Origin of the sequence: Mycobacterium sp. ST-F2 (genome assembly GCF_001905655.1) — a bacterium.
Lineage (GTDB): Bacteria > Actinomycetota > Actinomycetes > Mycobacteriales > Mycobacteriaceae > Mycobacterium.
Genome location: NZ_JMHT01000080.1, coordinates 15107 through 36050 on the forward strand (window position 1 = coordinate 15107; position 20944 = coordinate 36050).

20 protein-coding genes and 1 pseudogene are annotated in these 20944 nt (G+C 69.7%); 8 read left to right on the plus strand and 13 right to left on the minus strand.

All coding sequences use genetic code 11. The annotated features are described in order from the left end of the window. Positions 1-63 precede the first annotated feature (63 nt). Complete coding sequence (locus tag EB75_RS25850) at positions 64-2334, minus strand: heavy metal translocating P-type ATPase (RefSeq protein WP_286150323.1); 2271 nt, start codon at positions 2332-2334, stop codon at positions 64-66. Between the two features lie 92 nt (positions 2335-2426). Between EB75_RS25850 and sigC the strand changes: the two genes are divergently transcribed. The 5 genes from sigC to EB75_RS25875 are packed head-to-tail and all read left to right on the plus strand — an operon-like array spanning position 2427 to position 6189. Continuing rightward, positions 2427-2981 (plus strand): RNA polymerase sigma factor SigC, encoded by a 555-nt coding sequence (gene sigC, locus EB75_RS25855; protein WP_073698096.1) that lies wholly within the window; start codon positions 2427-2429, stop codon positions 2979-2981. A gap of 12 nt (positions 2982-2993) precedes the next feature. Next, positions 2994-3452: a hypothetical protein gene (locus EB75_RS25860; protein WP_073698137.1), complete on the plus strand. Its 459-nt coding sequence runs from the start codon at positions 2994-2996 to the stop codon at positions 3450-3452. 28 nt (positions 3453-3480) lie between these two features. Then, on the plus strand, positions 3481-4038 hold the full coding sequence (locus tag EB75_RS25865; protein ID WP_073698097.1) for a DUF5134 domain-containing protein: 558 nt from the start codon (positions 3481-3483) through the stop codon (positions 4036-4038). Between the two features lie 19 nt (positions 4039-4057). Next, the gene (locus EB75_RS25870) at positions 4058-4753 is read left to right on the plus strand and encodes a YcnI family protein (RefSeq protein WP_073698098.1); all 696 of its coding nucleotides are present in this window, start codon (positions 4058-4060) and stop codon (positions 4751-4753) included. A 41-nt stretch (positions 4754-4794) separates the two neighbouring features. Then, the gene (locus EB75_RS25875) at positions 4795-6189 is read left to right on the plus strand and encodes a copper resistance CopC/CopD family protein (RefSeq protein ID WP_083612571.1); all 1395 of its coding nucleotides are present in this window, start codon (positions 4795-4797) and stop codon (positions 6187-6189) included. Between the two features lie 6 nt (positions 6190-6195). Here the strand turns inward: EB75_RS25875 and EB75_RS25880 are convergent, their stop codons facing one another. Both EB75_RS25880 and EB75_RS25885 read right to left on the minus strand, forming a co-directional pair. After that, positions 6196-6690, minus strand: coding sequence for a polyadenylate-specific 3'-exoribonuclease AS (locus EB75_RS25880; protein WP_073698100.1), 495 nt, complete (start codon positions 6688-6690; stop codon positions 6196-6198). Continuing rightward, positions 6691-7569 (minus strand): hypothetical protein, encoded by an 879-nt coding sequence (locus EB75_RS25885; RefSeq protein WP_286150324.1) that lies wholly within the window; start codon positions 7567-7569, stop codon positions 6691-6693. Between the two features lie 90 nt (positions 7570-7659). On the opposite strand from EB75_RS25885, the gene EB75_RS25890 reads away from it, so the two are divergent. Beyond that, the gene (locus EB75_RS25890) at positions 7660-8925 is read left to right on the plus strand and encodes a glycosyltransferase 87 family protein (RefSeq protein WP_073698138.1); all 1266 of its coding nucleotides are present in this window, start codon (positions 7660-7662) and stop codon (positions 8923-8925) included. Between the two features lie 156 nt (positions 8926-9081). Here the strand turns inward: EB75_RS25890 and EB75_RS25895 are convergent, their stop codons facing one another. The 5 genes from EB75_RS25895 to EB75_RS25915 all read right to left on the minus strand — a co-directional run bounded on the left by EB75_RS25895 (position 9082) and on the right by EB75_RS25915 (position 12457). Further along, positions 9082-9783 (minus strand): lysophospholipid acyltransferase family protein, encoded by a 702-nt coding sequence (locus EB75_RS25895; protein ID WP_073698102.1) that lies wholly within the window; start codon positions 9781-9783, stop codon positions 9082-9084. Between the two features lie 87 nt (positions 9784-9870). Further along, positions 9871-10281 (minus strand): hypothetical protein, encoded by a 411-nt coding sequence (locus EB75_RS25900; RefSeq protein WP_083612575.1) that lies wholly within the window; start codon positions 10279-10281, stop codon positions 9871-9873. Continuing rightward, positions 10278-11531 (minus strand): ArsA family ATPase, encoded by a 1254-nt coding sequence (locus tag EB75_RS25905; protein WP_073698103.1) that lies wholly within the window; start codon positions 11529-11531, stop codon positions 10278-10280. Before EB75_RS25905 ends, EB75_RS25900 begins: the two co-directional genes overlap by 4 nt. Then, entirely contained in the window at positions 11524-11961 is a 438-nt protein-coding gene (locus EB75_RS25910; protein WP_073698104.1) for an SRPBCC family protein, read from the minus strand. The genes EB75_RS25905 and EB75_RS25910 overlap by 8 nt, the downstream gene beginning before the upstream one ends. 106 nt (positions 11962-12067) lie before the next feature. Continuing rightward, on the minus strand, positions 12068-12457 hold the full coding sequence (locus tag EB75_RS25915; RefSeq protein WP_073698140.1) for a polyketide cyclase / dehydrase and lipid transport: 390 nt from the start codon (positions 12455-12457) through the stop codon (positions 12068-12070). 120 nt (positions 12458-12577) lie between these two features. Here EB75_RS25915 and EB75_RS25920 point away from each other — a divergent pair, with 120 nt between their 5' ends. After that, the gene (locus tag EB75_RS25920) at positions 12578-14365 is read left to right on the plus strand and encodes an AMP-dependent synthetase/ligase (RefSeq protein ID WP_073698105.1); all 1788 of its coding nucleotides are present in this window, start codon (positions 12578-12580) and stop codon (positions 14363-14365) included. Positions 14366-14371: 6 nt separating this feature from the next. Here the strand turns inward: EB75_RS25920 and EB75_RS25925 are convergent, their stop codons facing one another. The 4 genes from EB75_RS25925 to EB75_RS25940 form a co-directional block, all read right to left on the minus strand. Continuing rightward, positions 14372-15529: a glycosyltransferase family 4 protein gene (locus EB75_RS25925; protein ID WP_073698106.1), complete on the minus strand. Its 1158-nt coding sequence runs from the start codon at positions 15527-15529 to the stop codon at positions 14372-14374. A gap of 18 nt (positions 15530-15547) precedes the next feature. Next, positions 15548-16294, minus strand: a complete 747-nt coding sequence (locus EB75_RS30070) for a hypothetical protein (protein ID WP_073698107.1) — start codon at positions 16292-16294, stop codon at positions 15548-15550. 62 nt (positions 16295-16356) lie between these two features. Continuing rightward, positions 16357-17520: a peptidoglycan hydrolase RipC gene (ripC, locus tag EB75_RS25935; RefSeq protein ID WP_073698108.1), complete on the minus strand. Its 1164-nt coding sequence runs from the start codon at positions 17518-17520 to the stop codon at positions 16357-16359. Positions 17521-17674: 154 nt separating this feature from the next. After that, positions 17675-17941: a hypothetical protein gene (locus EB75_RS25940; protein WP_073698109.1), complete on the minus strand. Its 267-nt coding sequence runs from the start codon at positions 17939-17941 to the stop codon at positions 17675-17677. A gap of 116 nt (positions 17942-18057) precedes the next feature. On the opposite strand from EB75_RS25940, the pseudogene EB75_RS25945 reads away from it, so the two are divergent. Continuing rightward, positions 18058-19872 (plus strand): annotated as a pseudogene (locus EB75_RS25945) (DEDD exonuclease domain-containing protein); the annotation flags it as partial. Here the strand turns inward: EB75_RS25945 and trpD are convergent. Then, the gene (trpD, locus tag EB75_RS25950; RefSeq protein WP_502689402.1) at positions 19810-20919 is read right to left on the minus strand and encodes an anthranilate phosphoribosyltransferase; all 1110 of its coding nucleotides are present in this window, start codon (positions 20917-20919) and stop codon (positions 19810-19812) included. The pseudogene EB75_RS25945 and the gene trpD overlap by 63 nt on opposite strands. Positions 20920-20944: the final 25 nt, after the last annotated feature.

The window sequence follows — 20944 nt, forward strand, 5'->3', positions numbered from 1 at the left end:
CCCGACGCCAACCACTGATTTGTGCACGAAAATCCGCGGCATGCGCGGAAAATCGTGCACAAATCACTTGAAGTTGCGTAGCCGCAAGCTGTTCGACACCACGAAGAACGACGAGAAGGCCATGGCCGCGCCCGCGATCAGCGGGTTGAGCAGGCCGGCCGCGGCCACCGGGATGGCCGCGATGTTGTAGCCGAACGCCCACACCAGGTTCATCTGGATGGTCCGCATGGTCGCCTTGGCCAGGTCCAGCGCCTGCGGCACCGAATCCAGGCTGTCGCGCACCAGGATGATGTCGGCCGCACCGATCGCGACGTCGGTGCCGCGGCCGATGGCCAACCCCAGATCCGAGCAGGCCAGTGCCGGACCGTCGTTGATGCCGTCGCCCACCATGGCGACCATGCGACCGCGGTCGCGCAACTGCTGGATGACGTCGACCTTGCCGTCCGGCAGCACGTCGGCGATGACGTCGTCGATACCGACCGCGGCACCCACCGCGGCGGCGGCCGCGGGGTTGTCACCCGTCAGCAGGATGGTCTTGAGCCCACGCTCGTGCAGGGCGGCGATGGCACCGGCGGCCGATTCGCGGACCGCGTCGGCGACCGCGATGGCACCGCACAGCTCGTCGTCGACCGCGACGAAAACGACCGTCTCCCCACGGCATTCGGCGCTGCGGCGCGCCTCGGCAAGGGGCGCGGGCACGGCGGTGCGGCCGGCGACCCAGGACGGCTTGCCGATGCGCACCTCGCGCTCCCCCACGGCGCCGACGACGCCGCGGCCGGCAGCGGCCTGGAAATCGGTCACGGGCTCGTGGTCCGGTGCTGACGTGGTGATGGCGACCGCGACCGCGTGCTCGGACGCCGACTCCACCGCCGCGGCGAGGGCCAGGACGTCGTCGCACCGCCAGCCATCGGCAGCGGTGATCGCGGTGACGGCCAGGTGCCCGGTGGTCAGGGTGCCGGTCTTGTCGAAGACGACGGTGTCGACCGCGCGGATGGCCTCGAGCGACCGGTGGCCCTTGAGGAAGATGCCGAGCTGGGCGCCGCGTCCGGACGCCACCATCATGGCCGTCGGCGTGGCCAGGCCCAGCGCGCACGGGCAGGCGATGACCAGGACCGCGAGCGCGCACGCGAACACCTTGTCGGGGCCGGCGCCGGCCAGGGCCCAGCCCAGCGCGGTCAGCGCGGCGATACCGAAGACGCAGGGCACGAACACCGAGGAGATGCGGTCGGCCAGGCGCTGCGACTCGGCTTTCTGGGCCTGCGCTTCCTCGACCAGGCGCACCATCCCGGCGAACTGGGTGTCGGCGCCGACGGCCGCGGCCTCGACGATCAGGCGGCCGTCGAGCACGATGGTGCCGCCGATGACGCTGCTGCCCGGAGTGGCCCGGACCGGTTTGGCCTCACCGGTCATGACGCTGGTGTCGACCGCGGCAGAGCCTTCGACGACCAGGCCGTCGGCCGCGATGGTCTGGCCGGGGCGCACGACGAACTTCTGCCCTTCGGCGAGTTCCTCGGCGGGGATGACCATCTCGGTGCCGTCGGCCAGCAGGATCGTGACGTTCTTGGCGCTCAGCGCGGCGAGCGCCCGCAGCGCACTGCCGGCCTTGGACTTGGCGCGGGCCTCGAAGTAGCGGCCCGCCAGCACGAACACCGTGACGCCCGCGGCCACCTCGAAGTAGATCGCGTCGCTGCCGGCCAGGGCCTGCCAGATGCCGGTGGTGACGGTGGCGTGGTGCCCGACGAACATCGTGTAGAGCGACCACACCGTCGCGGCCGTCACGCCGACGGAGATCAGCGTCTCCATGGAGACCGCGCGGTTGCGGGCGTTGCGCAGCGCCACCCGGTGGAACGGCCAGGCCGCCCAGGTCACGACGGGCAGGGCCAGCGCAGTCAGGATCCACTGCCAGCCCGTGATGCGGGTGCTGGGCACAACGGCGAACATCACCGACAGGTCGGCGAGCGGAACGAACAGCACCGCGGCCACCAGCAGGCGGCGCAGCAGGTACCGGGCGTGCGAGAGGTCCTCGTCATCGCGGTCCCCGGCGGTCACCCCAGAACGGGGTTCGGCGTCGTAGCCGGCCTTGCGGATCGCGTCACACAGCTCGGAATCGGCAATCTCGGGGAGCGCATCGACCGTGGCCACGCGGGTGCCGAAGTTCACCGAGGCGCGGACGCCCGGCATCTTGTTGAGCGTCCGCTCGACCCGCGCAGAACAGGCGCCACACGTCATGCCGGTCACGTCGAGCTGCACCCGGCGCACCGAAGCGCCGTCGGCGGCAGTGGCATCAGGGGCAGCGTCGACCGCGCTACCAACCACTGTGCTGGCCGTCATCATCCTCCTATTGTCCCCGCCAGAGCCGTCCTCCCAAAAATTGGTCGGACGTGCCCGGCTGTGAGTTCCCGGCAACCGTCACATAGGGTCGGGCCGTGAGCAGCCGCGGCGACGACGACGAGGTGACCCGCCTCGCACTGGCGGCAGGCCGCGGCGATCGCGCCGCATTGGAGCAGTTCATCAAGGCTACTCAGCGCGATGTCTGGCGCACCGTCGCCTATCTCGACGAGCCCGGTAGCGCCGACGATCTGACCCAGGAAACCTACCTGCGGGCCCTCGGCTCGCTGCCCCGGTTCCGCGGCCGGTCGACCGCCCGCACCTGGCTGTTGTCGATTGCGCGCCGCGTCGTCGTCGACCACATCAGGCGCAAGCAGTGCCGGCCGCGCAGCAGTGCGGCCATCGAGCCCGAGACCGTCATCGACATGCAGCAGCCGACCGCCCGGTTCGAGGACATCGTCGAAATCCGGATGCTGCTCGACGGCGTGGACTCCGACCGCCGGGAAGCCCTGCTGCTGACCCAGGTACTCGGCCTGTCCTACGCCGAGGCCGCCGAAATCTGCGGCTGCCCTGTCGGCACCATCCGCTCCCGGGTCGCCCGCGCCCGCGACGACCTGCTGCGCGCGGGGAACCAAGACCAGAGCGCGGGCTGAGCGGAGTTGGGTTTGTCCACCCGCCATGCGATCGACCTCGAGCACACCCTGAGCGCCATCGGGCGCCGGGTGTTCGACGAGGTCTGGATCGGTCCGGCCCGCCGCTACCCCACCGCCGCCGCGGTCGTGGTGCTGGCGGTGTCCGCCGGCGTCTGCTGGTCCGAAACTCACCGGTGGGTGCTGAAGGTCGTCGCCATCCTGTTCTCCCTGGCCGCAGCGACCTCGGCAACGGCACTGTGGCGCAAGCGTTTTCGCGTGTGCTGCGTGGCGCTGTACCTGTCGGGAGTAGCCACGGCGGCAGGTTTCGGCGCGGTCTGGTGGTGCCAGACGTCGCCGGCCCGGGTCGCCGTGTGGTGGCCGCTGGCCGGTTTTGTGGCCGCCGCGGTCCTGGCCGTCTGCTGGCTCGGTGTGGCGCTGACGCCGCTGGACCGATCACAACCCGACATGCGGGCCAAGGCGTCCGGGAACTGAACCCGGGTTTCATCCGACCAATAACACCGTGATCGCCGATTCCGCCCTGCGCTGGGCGCTGACCGCCGTGTTCGCGGTGGCGGCGCTGCTGTTCGTGGGCGCCGGCCGGGGCATCGGGCAGCAGCGCGGCATCGGGGCGCTGCACGCGCTGGCGTCGGTCGCCATGATCGCGATGCTGTGGCCGGCCGGTATGCGGGTGTCCCCGCTGGTGTACGTCCTGGTGTTCACGGCCGTCGCGCTCTACTTCGCCTATCTGGCGCTGTTCGGATTCGAGCTGCCACACCCCGTCTACCACTGCGCGATGATGGCCGCGATGGCCCTCATGGGCCTGCTGATGGGGCCGAACGCCGGGCTTCCGGTCGCCACGGCGCAGGCCTCCGGTCACCACAGCGCGCATCTCGGCCACGGCGCCGTCGCCGTCACTCCCCCGACGTGGCTCGTCGTCGTGTGCACCGTGCTGGCTGCTGCGTTCTGCCTGGCCGCCTTGTGGTGGTTCTACCTGCTGGTGCGCGGGCCGAAGCGCCCGTACGCCGACCTGCTCATGGCACTCGGAATGAGCGCCGCCTTCGCCGTCATGGCCGTCTGACCCCTACCGAGAGGACAACATGCCCAAGCTGTTTCAGACTTTCGCCGCCCTCACCGGGACGGTTGGCTGCGCCGTCGCGCTGGCCGCACCAGCCGCCGCCCACGTCAAGGTGACCGGCGACGCCACCCAGGGCGGCTGGGGCGTGCTGAACTTCCGCGTCCCGACCGAGTCGGACACCGCGTCCACCACCGCATTGCTGGTCGTGTTGCCCGACGACCAGCCGATCATCTCGGTCAGCACCCAGCAGAAGGCGGGCTGGACGGCCACGCTCACCAAGAAGAAGCTGCCCACGCCGCAGAAGGACGACGACGGCGCCGAGGTCACCGAATACGTCTCGTCGGTCGAGTGGAAGGCCACCGGCCCGGACGCCGCCATCCCGCCGCACCAGTTCAACGTCTTCGCCATCTCGGCGGGCCCGCTGCCCAAGACCAACACGCTGTCGCTGCCCGCCGTCCAGACCTACAGCGACGGCAAGTCCGTGAACTGGAACGAGAAGGCCACCCCGGGACAGGCCGAGCCCGAGCATCCGGCACCGACCCTGCACCTGAAGCCCGCCGGCGGCGGCGACCACCACCAGCCCGCCGCCGCCCCGGCACCCGCGGCACCGGCATGGCCGGGCCTGACGGCACTGGCCGTGTCGGTCGTCGCACTGCTGCTGGGCATCGCTAACCTGGCATCTTCCCGACGAAAGACGACGTCACGACCAGAGAACTGAGACCGCTCGCAGCGCTTCTCGCGGCCCTGCTCGCGCTGCTGCTGCCCGCTCCCCTCGCACACGCGCACGCCGTCCTGGTCTCCAGCGATCCGGTCGACGGCGCCACCCTGCCGTCGTCGCCGGCCCAGGTCACCCTGACGTTCGATGAACCAGTCCGCCTGATTCCCGGTGCGGTACAGGTGATTTCGGCCACCGGAGCCAAGGTCGACCGGGGCGTCCGGGCGCAGCCCGGCAACACCGCCATCGAGCTGAGCCTGCCGCCGAACCTGCCGCGCGGCAGCTACACCGCCACCTGGCGGCTGATGTCGGCCGACGGCCACGAAGTGTCCGGTTCGGTGAGTTTCGGGGTGCAACAGGCGGCCGACGCACCGCCGGAATCGCGTCCCGTTGCCTCGTCGTCAACGGCGTCCGATGTGGCCCGCGGCCTGCGGTACGCCGGTCTGGCCTTGTGTCTCGGCGTACTCGCTGCGGGCCGGCTCGTGTGGGGCTGGGCGCTTGCGCTGCGCCGGACCCGCATCCTGGCCGGCCTCGGCGGGGTCCTGCTGGCCGCGGCGACCGCCATCGACGTCCTCACCACCGGAGGAGATACCCAGCTCTACCTCCAGGCGGTCCTACTCGCCCTACTGGCGGCGACCCTCCGCGCCGGCACCCCGCTGTTCCTCTCGATCGCGACGGCGCTCGCGGTCACCGTCGCCCGCTCCGGGCACGCCGCGGCCGGGCCCGACCCGTGGTTCGCCACCGCCGTCACGACCGTGCACCTGCTGGCGATGGCGCTGTGGCTCGGTGGACTGTGCGTGCTGGCGCTCGTCGTGCTGCCCGCCCGCCGGACCGACGAGCTGCAGCGCTGGTCTCGCGTGGCGTTCGGCTGCGTCGCGGCGGTGCTGCTCAGCGGCGAATATCAGGCGTGGCGGCAGGTGTCGCCCATCGAGTCGCTGTGGACGACCGGCTACGGAATGGCGTTGTGCGCCAAGGTCTTCCTGGTGACGCTCATGGTCGCCCTGGCGTATCTGGGCCGACGCCGGCTCACCCCGCAACGGCTGCGACGCACCGTGCCGCTGGAAACCGCGCTCGCAGTGCTGGTGCTGCTGATGACGACGGTGCTGACCGGTGAGCCGCCGGCCCGCACCACCTACGGCCCCGAGCTCACCGCCACCGCCGCGCTCGATGAGGGCCGGCAGGCGCAGGTGCATCTCGACACCACGCGGCACGGCGCCATCCCGATCGACGTCGCGGTGCCCGGCGCCACCGGGTTGCGCGGCACGCTGTCCAGCAGCGACATCGCCGCGCTGCCGGTGCGGTTCACCGCGGGGCCCGACGGCCGGTGGCACAGCACCTACGCGACCGCGCCGCGGCCCGGGCTGTGGACACTGCAGCTGACGGTGCAGTTCGGCCCGAACGACGCCGCCGCCACCAGCGTGCCGTTCCGGGCCTGGTGACCTGAACTAACGAGGCGCCGTCATCATCTCGGCGATCAGCCGGTAGCGGTTCAGGTTGTGGCGCGCGTCGACCAACGCATCGTGCGAATCGCGGGGCCGCGGTGGCATCCGCGGGCTGCCGCAGTCCTCCCAGAACTGCCGCAGCTCCCGCGTGAAGCGCGGCATGGCCGGCGGCAGGTCGGCCATGGGCCCCCACAGCTGGCACAGCACCACGTGGTCATAGGCACCGACCCAGGCCCACAGTTCGATCGGCTCGTCGCCGTCGATGTCGAAGAAGTCCTCGAGCTCCGAGCGGATCTGCCGGCGCGACCGCCACACCTGCGACGACGGCGACGGCAGCTTCGGCAGCACGTTCTTGCGCACCCAGGAGCCCGCCCGGTCGGGGTCGAACTCCGAGGACACGGCGTAGTACTCGCGTCCGTCCTCGGCGGCCACACCGATCGAGATCAGGTCGATGGTGCGGCCGTCGTCGATGAACTCGGTGTCGTAGAAGAACTTCATTCAGGCAACCACTTCATTAACGTCAGAGGGCGTTCGGTCCGGCGGCGCGGGCGCCGCATGGATCTCGCGGTCGAGCTGTTGGTCAACGGCCGCGTCGTCGGGAAACTTTGGCATACCGGCGATCGCATCCTGTAACCACAGCTTGGCGCGGACCACCGGCCGGCGCAGCCACCGCTCGCGCTCGAGCGCCTTGTGCATCTTGCGAGGGCGGCTGGTGTAGCGCCAACGCGCCCACGGCGCATGCGGCCGCGACAGCCGAATGGCACCGATGACCAGCAGCGGTGTGATGAACATCCCAATCAGGCCGGTCCACACCTTGCCCTTGAACAGCACGATGACAGCCAGCGCCAGGGTGCCCAGCGCCAGCGCCACCACCATGACCCGGGCGCCGACATCCTGGTCGTCGCGCCAGACCGTGATGTCGAAGAACGACAACGGGTTGAACCCCAGGACCAGCAGCCCCGCCACCGCGACCGCGACGAACACCGCGTCCACCGAGGTGCGGCCGTCCTCGGCCCAGTACACGTCCGACAGGTGCAGGATCAGCGCGAACTCGTCGAGGACCAGTGCCGCACCGATACCGAAAAAGATTGCCGCCACCGTGAATTCGGGGACACCGCCGTCGACCGCGAGGGTCACCATGGTCACCCCGGACACCATCACCAGCACAACGCCGATCACCACGTGGTGGATGTGCAGCCCGCCGTGACCGATGTTGCGCGGCTGCCACCACTTGCGCGGCGCCGGGTTGTCGGCGTGGGCCCGGATATACCGGACCACGGTGCGGGTGACGAAAAACGTCAGGATGAACGCAATCAGGCACCACAACAGCGGCAGCCGCCCACTGGATACGAACTCCGTAGGTAAGGGCGACCGCACGGGCAGAAACTTACGCCCGTGCATGCGTGTCACTGCCCCGCAGGGCATCGACGCGCCGGTCCCCCCGATAGGCTGTCCGGCGAGATGCGTATGGGAACTTGGTCGTGGCCCGCCTCCGGACAACGGCTGGCCTGGCGGCTGTTGCAGTTGCTGGCCATGTTGGCGTTGGTATGGGGCGCCTGGCGGCTGCTGGGTCATACGCCGTACCGGATCGACATCGACGTGTACCGGATGGGCGGCCGCGCCTGGCTGAACAACACCCCGCTGTACAGCGAGAGCACGATCTTCCGCACCGAGGCGGGCGTCGACCTGCCGTTCACCTACCCGCCGCTGGCGGCGATCATGTTCGCACCGTTCGCCTGGCTCCCGCTGCCCGGAGCGAGCGTCGCCATCACGGTGACGACGTTGGTGCTGCTGCTGGTGTCGATCGTGATCGTGCTGACCCGGCTGGATGTCTGGCCGCAGTCACGGCTCGGCGGCTCGGCGCTGGCCCGCCGCTGCTGGCTGGCCGTCGCCATCGTCGGACCGGCCGTGCTGTTCCTCGAACCGGTGCGGTCCAACTTCAACTTCGGGCAGATCAACGTCGTCCTGATGACGGTGGTGATCGCCGACTGCGTCCCCCGCCGCACCCCGTGGCCGCGCGGCGTCCTGCTCGGCGTGGCGATCGCCCTCAAGCTGACCCCGGCCGTGTTCCTTCTGTACTTCCTCCTGCGTCGCGATTTCCGCGCGCTGCTGACGACGGTGGCGTCGTCGGTCGTGGTCACGCTGTTCGCGTTCGCCCTGGCGTGGGGCGACTCGTGGGAGTACTGGACCAAGACAGTCCGCAACACCGACCGCATCGGCACCGCGACGCTGAACACCAATCAGAACATCTCGGGCACGCTGGCCCGGTTCGGGCTCTCGGCGACGCCGCGATTCGTGCTGTGGGTTCTGCTGTGCTTCGCGGTGCTGGCGCTGACGGTCTGGGCGGCGCGCCGCGTGCTCCGCGCGGGGCAGCCGGTGCTGGCCTTGATGTGCGTGGCGATGTTCGGGTTGGTGGTGTCGCCGGTGTCGTGGTCGCACCACTGGGTGTGGGCGCTGCCGACCATGGTGACCATCACCGTGCTCGCCTACCGGGAGCGCAATGCCGCCCTCGCCGCGGTCAGCGCCGTCGGCGCCGTCCTGCTGGTCTTCACCCCGATCCGGCTGCTGCCCGAGCACCACGAGGTCGACGCGACGCTGTGGCGCCAGGTGATCGGCAGTTCGTACGTGTGGTGGGCACTGGCCGTGATCGCCGCGGCCGGCACCATCACGGGCCGCGGCGCGTCGGACGCCGACGCGACGAAGCACGTGGCACCGGTCTCGGCGACCAACTGAACACGGCAGGGCTCAACCGGCGCGACGGCAACCACGCGGCGGTCCGACAGCCGATTTTCCGCCACCACGTTCGGAGTGCCGACCCACCGAATCACGTAAGCCGAGGATTGGTGTCATCAGGTGACCGCAATCCTCGGCTTAATCGTTGTGGCGCGTTCAGCCCGCCTTGATCGCGGGCGGCGGCGTCTTGCCCTCTTTGACGTCGGCCGCGTAGAGGTCGACGTACTCCTGGCCCGACAGCCGCATCAGCTCGTACATGACCTCGTCGATCACGGCGCGCTCGATGAACCGGTTACCGGCCAGGCCCTCGAAGCGGCGGAAGTCCATCGGCTTGCCGAACTTGACCTCGACGCGGGCGAAGTGCCACATCTTGCTGCCCGGCGGGTTCACCACGTCGGTGTTGATCATCGCGACGGGAATGACGGGGATGCCGGTCTCCAGTGCGATGCGGGCGAGGCCCGTCTTGCCCTTGTAGAGCTTGCCGTCCGGAGAGCGCGTGCCCTCCGGGTACATGCCGAGCAGCTTGCCCTGGTCCAGGATCTTGGCCGCGGCCGTGAGTGCATCCGCCGCGGAATCGGCGTTCGTGCGGTCGATGGGCACCTGCCCGGTCGACGAGTAGAAGAACTTGATCAGCTTGCCCTTGATGCCGGTCCCGGTGAAGTACTCGGCCTTGGCCAGGAAGAAGATCCGCCGGCGCAGCACCAGCGGCAGGTAGAAGCTGTCGACGACGGCCAGGTGATTACTGGCCAGCAGGACGGGGCCGTGGTCGGGAACGTATTCGAGCCCCGTGACCTTCGGACGGCCCAGAAGCGTCAGCAACGGGCCCATCAAGATGTACTTGTACAACCAGAAGAACATCGAACCTCCCGCAGCGCGCACCCGGACGGTGCCCCCGACAACTTTACCCACCGACTGTCGGCCCGACCACAGCCCGCAGCGGACTCGCTATTCCTCCACAGAGACCGGGATGGACTGGTAACGGCCCGGGCCTGCCGGACTCGGGGGCTCGTCGGGCTGACGATGTTTGCCGCCGGGACCGGACGGGTCGGTCGGCGGCTCGGGGTGCGGGCCGGCGGGCCCCTGGGCGGCGAGTGCGGCGCGGACCGCATCCAGCAGCGTGGTGCTGTGTTCGGCGATGGCCGTCAGCATCGGATGCTGCTCGTCGTTGGCCAACGCGACCAGGGCGCATACCGGGCACCACACCTGCTTGCATTCGCTCGGATTCTCGCCGTCGGCCAGCATGGCCACCGACAGCCGGACGACGGGATCGATCTTGTCGATCAGGGCCTGTGCCAGGAGCTTCAGATCCACCGGTAGGTCGCCCAGAGCGTCTGCCCCGAAATTGGTGTGCGTCACTTGGGCCACACCTCCGGGTCAGGGCGAAAACGGACGGTCAGTTCACTGCCGCGCAACGACGCGCCGGTCACGATGCAACGACGCAGGACAGATGCCAACGGTACCCGGCGCCGGGTACCACCCGAGCCGATGATCAGGTCATCGTCGACGCGCCCCAGGGTCAGAGACTCCGGGTCGATTTGCGGCAATTCTATCCGCAGCCGGTACACGGCGGCCAATCCTGAGCCCGATTCGCGGTCGACGATGGGCCGCGGCGGCGGGGGCGGCGGGGTACCGTGCCGCAGCCGCGATGCGTCGAGCAGCTCCCCCAGCGCCTTCGGGCCGATGGGCTCGCCCGCCAGGTGCGGCACCAGCACCAGCCGCACGTCGCCGACGGCGGCGTCCAGGTCGCTGAGCATGCTGCGCTGCTCGGCGATGCGCTCGGCGTACCAGTCGAAGGCCGGGTGCGCGGGCAGATTCACGTACTCGTACGAATCATCTTGGATCAGAACCTGATTCACGATGAGTTCGGAGACGTGCACACCCATCAACGTGAGCGACGCCAACGTGCGGACGGCCTCGGCCACCACCACCCGTTCCGGGGTGAGCACCAGGTGCGCGGTGACGTCCGGCTGGTCGAGCAGCTCACCGAGCGCCTCTGTGGCGGCGGCCAGGCGTTCGACAAGGGACACCATCGCAAGGGTCTTCGTGTCGGCCAGACCGACCGACAGCCGCCGGTGCCGAGGCCAGGCCTTCTCCAGATACAGGGCGAACGCCGCCGGCAGGGTCAGCATCCGCATGGCGTCGGCGGTCGAGGCACAGTCGACGATCACGTGGTCCCAGTTGCCCGACGCCGCGAGCTCGGCCACCTCGTGCAGGCCCAGCACTTCCTGAATCCCGGGCAGCGCCGAGAGTTCTTCCGGGGCAACGTCTCCCACATCGGATTCGGGGAACCGGGCGACCAGCACCGCGGCCACCTCACGCCACCTGGCCTCCAGCAGTGCCAGGGTGTCCAGCGCCAGGGCATCGAGCATGACGCCGGCACCGTCGTCGACGGGCACCTGCGTCGGTATCCGCAACCCGGTGGGGTGGACCTCCGCGCCCAGCACGTCACCGGTGGAGTGGGCCTGGTCGGTCGAGACGATCAGCACCCGCCGGCCGCTGCGGGCATCACGCACCGCGGTGGCCGTGGCCACCGTCGATTTGCCTACTCCACCCTTACCGACGAACAGACTGATCCTGGCACGCCCAGCAGGGTCCGCCTCACTCAGTCTCGACTCGCTTCTTCAGGTCCTTGAGCGCCGTGTCGGTCAGGCGGCGCTCGGCCTTGCGCTTGAGCAATCCGATCATCGGGATGATCAGGTCGACCGACAATTCGTACGTCACATCGGTGCCAGAACCCTTGGGCGACAAGCGGTATGTGCCCTCGAGGGCCTTCAGCAGCGAGCTCGACACCAGGGACCAGCTCACCGACTTGCGGTCGGCGGGCCACGTGTAGGCGAACACCATGGTGTCCTTGAGCACCGTGGCGTCGAGCACCATCCGGGCCGTCTTCGGGTAGCCGTCGTCGTAGGTGTCGAGGACCTCGGTCTCCGGGTATTCGGCGACCCAATCCGGGTACGAGCCGATGTCGGCGATGACGTCCATCACGGTCGCCGGGTCGGCGTCGATGTAGATGGTCTGCGAAGTCTTGTCCGCCACGTGTCCACTTCCCCGAGTTAACGATGCCGGCTCAGGCGCCACGCACCCGTCAGCCGAGCTCTCAATGTACCGCCAGCGTCCACGCGCGGCCGGGCGATGCAGCCTCTCAGGCCAACCGTGACACACCCACCGGGCGGTTGCGCTCGAGGTCGGTCTTGATCTCGAAGGCCATGTTCTTACCGGCAACCCGGCGCCGATGGTTCAGCTCGGCCAGGTTCAGCTCGGCCAAGGCCGCACCCGTGACGCCCGTCGGCTCGGCGTGCAGGAAGTAATGCAGCACGACGCCGTCCATGACGGTCTCCAGCCAGACCTCCATGGTCCCGGTCAGCGCGCCGGTGACCGTCCACCGCTGCCCCGCCGGACCGCGGTCCTCGACGACGGTCAGCGACAGGTCCGGCCACCACCGCCGCCAGCTGCTCGGGTTCGCCACGGCGGCACCGACAGCGGCTGGGTCGGCACACACGAAGGTCTCGTCGGCGATCTGGATGCTGTTCATCTCCACCAGCTTCACATACGGCCCCACAGTGTGATGAAGCACCCGACTACGCTGAGCACGGCCGCTGCTGTCACGGCATGGCTGCCAGTACTGCTTTGCTCTGACCCGAAAGGCCACACAGTGCGTGAGTTCAGCGTTCCCGCATCGTTCACCATCGGCGAATACGACAACGTCGTCGCCCCGGTGTACTCCCTCGAGCGCAATGATCCCAACCACGTAGCCATCCAGCGCCTGGTCGGAGACACCTGGACCGACGTGAGCAGCGCCGAGGTCGCCGCTCAGGTCCGCGCCACCGCGCTCGGCCTGATCGCCAAGGGCGTCAAGGCCGGTGACCGCGTGGTGCTGCTGTCGGCGACCCGCTACGAGTGGCCCATCATCGACTTCGCCATCCTGTCGATCGGCGCGGTGACGGTGCCCATCTACGAGACCTCCGCCGCCGATCAGATCCGCCACGTGCTGGCCGACTCCGGCGCCGTCCTGGCGTTCGCCGAGGCCGATTCCCATGCCGCCAAGATCGAGTCGATCCGGGCCGAGGTGCCCGCACTCGGCGAGGTGCTGGTGATCGACGGCGGCGCCCTCGATGAGCTGGCCGCCGCGGGCGCCGGCGTCGACCGCGCCGAGCTGGACGCCCGCCTGGCCGCCATCAAGTCGAGTGACCCGGCCACCCTGATCTACACCTCCGGCACCACGGGCCGCCCAAAGGGCTGCCAGCTGACCCACGCCAACCTGCTGTCGGAGCTGCGCGGCGTCAAGGCCTGCTTCCCCGACCTGCTGGCCAAGGGCCAGAAGCTGCTGGTGTTCCTGCCGCTGGCGCACGTGCTGGCCCGCGCGGTCGCCGTGGCCGGTTTCAGCAATCAGGTGACGCTCGGCTTCACCAGCGACATCAAGAACCTGGTGCCGATCCTCGGGGTGTTCAAGCCGACGCTGGTGGTGTCGGTGCCGCGCGTGTTCGAGAAGGTCTACAACACCGCCGAGCAGAACGCCCGCAACGACGGCAAGGGCAAGATTTTCCAGATCGCCGCGGACACGGCCATCGAGTGGAGCAAGGCGCAGGACACCGGCGGTGCCGGCCTGCTGCTCAACCTCAAGCACACGGTGTTCGACAAGCTGGTCTACGGCAAGCTGAAGGCCGCCCTGGGCGGGCAGTGCGTCGGCGCCATCTCCGGTGGCGCGCCGCTCGGCGCCCGCCTCGGCCACTTCTACCGCGGCGTCGGCGTCACCATCTACGAGGGCTACGGCCTGACCGAGACCAGCGCGGCCATCACGGTTAACCGGATCGGCGAGTTGAAGGTCGGCACGGTGGGCCGTCTGGTGCCCGGCAACAACATGCGCATCGCCGACGACGGCGAGCTGCTGCTCTCCGGTGGCGTGGTGTTCAGCGGCTACTGGAACAACCCGACCGCCACCGACGAGGCCTTCACCGACGAGTGGTTCCACACCGGTGACCTCGGCGCCATCGACGACGACGGCTACCTGTCGATCGTCGGGCGCAAGAAGGAGATCATCGTGACCGCGGGCGGCAAGAACGTCGCCCCGGCCCCGCTGGAAGACGTCATGCGCGCGCACCCGCTGATCAGCCAGGCCATGTGTGTCGGCGATCAGGAACCCTTCATCGCCGCGCTCATCACCATCGACCCCGAGGCGTTCGAGGGCTGGAAGCAGCGCAACAACAAGGACGCCGGCGCATCCGTGGGCGACCTGGCCGAAGACGCGGCGCTGGTCGCCGAGATCCAGAAGGCCGTCGACGACGCCAACCAGACGGTGTCCAAGGCCGAGGCCATCCGCAAGTTCCGGATCCTGCCGGTCGACTTCACCGAGGACACCGGTGAGCTGACGCCGACGCTCAAGGTCAAGCGCAAGGTCGTGGCCGAGAAGTTCGCAGCCGAGATCGCGGCGCTGTACAGCTGAGCAGCACTAGAGCAACTCGGAGAGCCGCTCGCCCTTGAGCTTCCACTGCCAGTTGTCGACGACGAACTGACGGCCGGCGGCGCCCATCGCGGCGCCCCGGTCGGGGTCGGCCAGGACGTCACCGATGGCGGCGGCGATGGCAGCGACGTCGCGGCCGTCGACCACGTGGCCGGTCTTGCCCTCCACGACGGTTTCCGGTGCGCCACCGGAGTCACCGGCGATCACCGGCACACCGCACGCGGAGGCTTCGAGGAAGACGATGCCGAGGCCCTCGACGTCGAGGCCGCTCCCCCGGGTCCGGCACGGCATGGCGAAGACGTCGGCCATCGCATGGTGGGCCGGTAGCTCGTCGCCGGGCACGCCGCCGGTGAACACCACATGGTCGGTGACGCCGTAGCGCTGCGCCAGCTTCTGCAGATCGTCGCGGTACGGCCCGTTGCCGACGATCACCAGTGCGGCACCGTCGATCCGTTCCCGGATGACGGGCAGCGCCCGGATCAGCATGTCCTGGCCCTTACGCGGCACCAGCCGGGACAGGCAGACGATCACCGGCCGCTGCCCGAGTCCGTAACGGGCGCGCAGCTCGGCCCGCGCCACCTCGTCGGGGACGAAGCGGTCGACGTCCACCCCGGGCGACAGGTATTCCAGGGCCGCTTCCGGCCCGAACGCCGCGGCGAACCGGTTGCGTGTGTAGTGGCTGACGAAGGTCACCACGTCCGTGTTGTTCCCGATGTGGCGCAACGCATTTCGGGCGACGGGCAGCATCGACCACCCCACCTCGTGACCGTGCGTACTGGCCACCACCCGGGCCGCCCCGGCGTCGCGCGCGAGCGGCGCCAGCAGCGCCAGCGGCGCGGCCGCGCCGAACCAGACCGTGTCGATGTGGTGCTCGGCGATGAGCTTGCGCATCCGCAGCGCGACAGTCGGCTCGGGCACCATCAGCGTCGTCGGATGGCGGACCACCTCGTATCCGGCGGCCTTGTCGTATTCCGGGGCGCCCTTCCATTTCGGCGCGTACACCGTCAGCTCGTGGGAGCCGCGACCGAGCAGCTCGCCGACGAGGCTCTCCAGATACGACTGGATACCGCCGCGGCGGGGCGGAAAATCGTTGGTCAGCAGCAGAACCCGGGACGTCCTGGGCGAGCGAAGCGACGGGGATGACATCGCGGTCAGGCTATCGCGTCAGCCCCGGGCCGCGAGCCACTGCTGCCACGCAGCGGTCAACGCGTCGCCGTCCAGGCCCAGGGTGGCGGCCAGTGCGATGTCCAGGTCGGGGTGCCCGATGCCACACGCGGCCAGATACAGGCGGCGCAGCACCGGATCGCCGAATCGGGCACCGACAAACCGGGCGAACCACCAGGCCCGGTCATAGGCCAGCGACAGCGCCGGCCCGGTGACCTGGAAGTCGGCATTGGTGGGCAGCACCGCGAGCTCACTGGCGCGGGCCGGGCCGGGCGGTGGGACGCGGGGCCGGCTGACGTAGTCGGCCACGCCCTCAGTCAGACACCACGGAGCGTCGACGGCGGTGACGGGCCGGGAGGCGTAGTGGAAGAGCTCGTGGCGCACCACGATTCGCAGCGCTCCCGGCCCCATCGCGGCGGCGCCGGGCGCGAATACGATGCGGTCGACGGTGGTGGCCGCGGCGAACTCCGCACGGCCGCCGGCCAAGGCCCGGAACTCCTCGTCGGTGCCGGTGGTGACGATGGTGATCTGCCGACGCCAGTCCTCGCCCCAGAAGGCGGTGACCGCGGCGACGGCGCCGTCGAGTTCGGCGGTGATGCGGCTCGGCAGCGTCGACCCGGGGTCCAGGATCAGAAGTTCGACGGTCCGGCCGTCAGCGAGCCGAAGGGAGGCCGGCGTCGTCGGCTGCGGCGGTGGCGCGGGCGGCGGTGAGGCGGCCGGAACGTCAGCCGAATGGCCGCGGCTCAGTACGAACGCGGCTGCAGCCGCCTCTGCGGAGAGCAGGCCGAGAACTGCGCGACGGGAGAGGCTCAGTAGCGACGCACGTTGTAGATCGGCGCGTTGTCGACCGGCGCCACCCGCACGGGCACACCGAACGTCGAGGCGTGCACCATCATGCCGTCGCCGATGTAGATGCCCACATGCGAGGCATCGGAGTAGTAGCTCACGACGTCACCGGGCTGCATCTGGTCGCGCGACACCGACTGACCCCCCGCCGCCTGCGCGTAGCTGGAGTGCGGCAGCGAGATGCCGGCCTGCTGGAAGGCCCACATCACCAGGCCCGAGCAGTCGAACGCGCCAGGACCGGCTGCGCCCCACACGTACGGATCGCCGATACGGGTCAGCGCGGCCTGCACGGCGATGGCGCCGGCAGCGGTGCCGCCACCATCCGAAGGCGTGGGTACCGCCTCGACAGGCGGGTTGGGACCGGCGGCATTGATGGACGGATCCTCGCCAGGCGCCGGCGGCAGCGCATCAGGAGCCGGCGGGACACCATCCGGAAGCGGGGCCGGCGGCGCAGCGGCCGGCGCCGGCGGCAGCGCCGCGAGTGCCTGCCGCTGACTCGGCGTCAGCGCGGTGTAGCGGGACTTGACGATGGCGATCTGCACCTGCAGTTTGCTTTGCTTGGACTGCAGGTCGGCCCGCACCGCGGCGGCTTGCTCGGCGGCCGTCTTGGATTCGGCGGCGAGCTTGGCCGAGTCGGCCTCGGCCTTGGTGGCGGAGTCGGAAGCGCTGTGGAAGTTGGCCATCTGGGCGGCCATCTCGCTGGCCATCACGCGCTGCACGGAGAGCTGGTCGATCAGGCCCTGCGGCGAATCCGCGGTCAGGATGGCGTCGATGCCGTCGGTCCGGCCGCCCATGTACTGAGCTGCAGCAATCTTGTCGACGGACGTCTGGTAGGTGGCCAGGTCGGCCTGGGCGACCTCGGCAGCCGCGGCGGCGGCGGCATGCTTGGCCTCAGCAGCCTTCGAGGCGGCCACCTTCTTGTCCAGATCGAGCTGCGCGGCGTGCATGGCCTCGGTGGTCTGCTCCGCCTGGCGCGAGAGCTCATTGAGCTTTGCTACGGCGTCGTCCGCCGGATCGGCCTGGACGTTGCCCGCCAATGCGCTGCCGAGTATGGTGAGCCCCGCGATCGCACCGGCTACTGGTCGTTTAAGACCGCATATAGTGCGGTGTGTGCGGTGGAGACTCAAGATTTCGCGTCCTTCAACTGCGGGTTCGACGCCGCTTCGAACTCAGTGAGGTCTCGAATAGGTTACGAAACGGCATCGGCGTTGTCCAACGGGAATGGCCAATCTATCAGCCCGATCCCCGAACTCGTTAACCAGCATCACAATGTGAGGGTCGTCACGCTACGCCCGTAGCACTTGACTTCGGCCCGATTTGCGACCCGTCATGGTCCTTCGGCCGGCCGATCGGCACCAGCCGCAAACGCGGCGCGAGGCCGGCATCGGCCAGCACCTCCAGCGCGCGACGCTCGTCGTCCAGCAAGGTTTCGGGCACGCCCAGCAAAACACTGACCACGCAGTCACCACAGCCCGGACCACGCACAGCGCAGTCGTCGCAGTCGATCTTCACCGGCCCGTTGTCGAACTTCATCGCAGCTCCTCTCATCTGTTGAGGCGCACGCTAGCGACGTCCACCGACAAAAAAGTGCGGGTGATCAGCCCATCGGTAACGGAATGACATCGATGGGATTTCTTGTCGGTGCCGGCCCCTACTGTCACGTCATGGGCTCCGGCAGCGCCACCGACCAGCTGGCTTTCGATCTTGATGAGGCGTTGCTGCGGGACACCACGTTCGTGGTGGTCGACCTGGAGACCACCGGCGGCCGGGCCCGGGCGGACGAGACCGGCGGCGGCTGGGACGCCATCACCGAGATCGGCGCCGTCAAGATCCGCGGCGGCGAGATCATCGGGGAACTGGGCACCCTGATCGACCCCGGCCGCGCCATCCCGCCGCAGATCGTGCAACTGACCGGGATCACCACGGCCATGGTCTGCAACGCCCCACGCATCGAATCGGTGCTGCCGGCATTTCTGGAGTTCTGTCGCGGCGCCGTCCTGGTCGCCCACAACGCGGGCTTCGACATCGGCTTCCTGCGAGCTGCCGCCGAGCGGGCGCAACTGCCCTGGCCCAATCCGCCGGTGCTCTGCACCGTCAAGCTGGCCCGCCGGGTGCTGACCCGCGAGGAGGCGCCGAGCGTCCGGCTCTCCGAGCTGGCCCGGTTGTTCCGCGCCACCACCACCCCCACCCACCGGGCCCTCGACGACGCCCGCGCCACCGTCGACGTGCTGCACGGGCTGCTGGAACGCATCGGCAACCAGGGCGTGCACACGTTGGCCGAGCTGCGCGGCTATCTGCCCGACGTCACCAGCGCCCAGCGCCGCAACCGCAAGCTCGCCGACGCCCTGCCGAACTCCCCCGGTGTCTATCTGTTCCGCGGGCCGTCCGAGGAGGTGCTGTACGTCGGTACCGCGGTCGATCTGCGCCGCCGGGTCCGGCAGTACTTCACCGGCGCCGACCCCCGCGCGCGCATGAAAGAGATGGCGTCCCTTGCCATCCGGGTCGATCACGTGGAGTGCGCGCACGAGTTGGAGGCCGGGGTTCGCGAGCTGCGGCTGCTGGCCGCGCACGCGCCGCCCTACAACCGACGCTCGAAAGCCCCGCACAAATGGTGGTGGGTGGTGCTCACCGACGAAGCCTTCCCCCGGTTCAGCGTGGTCCGGGCACCGCGGCACGATCGGGCAGTCGGCCCGTTCCGGGCCCATGCCGACGCTGTCGACGCGGCCGCGCTGCTGGCCCGCTTCACGGGCGTGCGGACCTGCACGACGCGGCTGGCGCGCGCCGCCGAACACGGGCCGCAGTGCCCGGAGCGCGAGCTCTCGCCGTGCCCCGCGCCCCGCGGTATCACCGCCGGCGGCTACGCCGAATTCGCCGGCCGGGCCGCGGAAAGCATTGCCGGCGTTGATGATTCCGCGCTCACCGCGGCGCTGAAACACATCGACGACCTGGCGGCGGAGGGTCGCTACGAGACCGCGGCGCGGCTACGGGACCATGCCGCGACCGTGATCGACGGGCTGTGGCGGGGGCAGCGGCTGCGGGCCTTGACCGCGCTGCCGGAACTGGTGGCCGCCCGGCCCGACGGCGCCGGCGGCTGGCACCTCGTCGTGGTCCGGTACGGCCGGCTGGCGGCCGCCGGCAACGCGCCACGCCGGGTCCCGCCGATGCCCGTCGTCGAGGCGATTTCCGCTGCGGCACAGGTCATCTTGCCGTCAGAGCGACCGCTGGGCGGCGCGCCCGTCGAGGAGGTGGCACTGATCGTGCGCTGGCTGGCCGCCCCGGGGGTACGGATCGTCCGTACCGATTCCAACAGCGAATCGGAGGCGGGCTACTGCCTGCCGATCACCGCCGCGGGCCGGTGGGCGCAGTGGGCCGCCGCCGCCCGGTCCGCGCGGGCGGCGGCCCAGCAAGCAGAGCGGTCAGACCTTCTGGGTGAACCGAGCCCACCGCGCGAGCAGCTGCTCGGCCGCGCCCGAATCGATCGCCTCGGTGGCGCGGGCCAGACCCCGCTCCCACGCCGGCACCCACTGAGCGTCGCTGGATAGCCCCGCATGAGCCACCATGGCCCCCGCGGCGTTGAGCACCACGGCATCCCGGACCGGACCCTTCTGACCCGCGAACACCGCACGCACCGACTCCGCATTGGCCTTGGCGTCACCGCCGCGCAGCTCGCTCAGGTCCGCGCGGGCGAAGCCGAACGCCGCCGGGTCCAGCGTCAGCCGCTCCACGGTGCCGGCCTGCACGCGCCAGATGGTGCTCGTCGTCGTGGTCGTGAGTTCATCGAGGCCGTCGTCGCCGTGCACGACGAGGACGCTGGAACCGCGCGCGGCGAACACGCCCGCCATCACCTCCGCCAGTTCCGCCCAGGCGCAGCCGATCAGGCCGGCCCGCGGCATCGCCGGATTGGTGAGCGGACCGAGCAGATTGAAGACCGTCGGCACCCCGATCTCCCGCCGCACGGCGGACGCGTGCCGGTAGGACTGGTGGAACTGCGGGGCGAAGGCGAACCCGATGCCGACCTCGGAGACGGAGCGGGCGACGTCGCCCGGCGACAGGTCGATCCGGACACCGAGCGCCTCGAGGGTGTCGGCACCACCGGACAACGACGACGCCGCGCGGTTCCCGTGCTTGATCACCGGCACGCCGCAGGCGGCGACGACGATCGACGCCATCGTGGACAGGTTGACGGTGTTGGAACCGTCGCCTCCGGTCCCCACGATGTCGACGACATCAGAGCCGATCGCCGCGAGCGCCTCGGGCGGCACCTTTCGGGCGTGTCGCAACATGATTTCTGCGAGCTCGGAAACCTCGGCGGAGGTCGGCCGCTTCATCTTCATCGCGATGGCGAATGCAGCGATCTGCGCCGGGGTCGCGCTACCGGTCATGACCTGGTCCATTGCCCACCCCGCCTGACCCGCGGCAAGGTTCTGGCCGGTGGTCAGCCGGCCCAAGATCTGGGGCCACAGCGGCCCGTCGGTGGTCAGTTCCTGATGAGGATCGGTGGTTGGCACGGACCTGATTATGGCCAATGTCGGCACCCGGGTGGAGTTCAAC